1 pseudogene is annotated in these 267 nt (G+C 69.3%); it reads left to right on the top strand.

What is annotated here, in order from left to right:
* Positions 1-267: pseudogene (locus tag BN358_RS21385) on the top strand (UDP-glucose 6-dehydrogenase); the annotation flags it as partial.

The following is a 267-nucleotide window of genomic DNA, read 5'->3' as shown; positions in this document are numbered from 1 at the left end:
CACGCCGCGGTGGACGCCCTGATCCCTCACCTCCAGCCCGGCGCCTCGTCGTCGGCAAGTCGACGGTTCCGGTCGGAACTGCGGCCGGATTGGCCGAGCGGATCGCCGAGGGATGTCCCGGCGCGATGCTGGCCTGGAACCCCGAGTTCCTGCGGGAGGGTTTCGCTGTCGAGGACACGATCCATCCCGACCGGATCGTCTATGGGCTGCCGCGGGATGAGGCCGAAGCCCTCGTCGCGAAGCAACTGCTGGACGAGGTGTACGCGG

This window comes from Sedimentibacter sp. B4, assembly GCF_000309315.1.
In the GTDB taxonomy this organism is placed as follows: Bacteria; Bacillota; Clostridia; order Tissierellales; family Sedimentibacteraceae; genus Sedimentibacter; species Sedimentibacter saalensis.
Note: the sequence above shows the minus strand (reverse complement) of the source record. Positions and strands in the feature narration are given on the sequence as shown.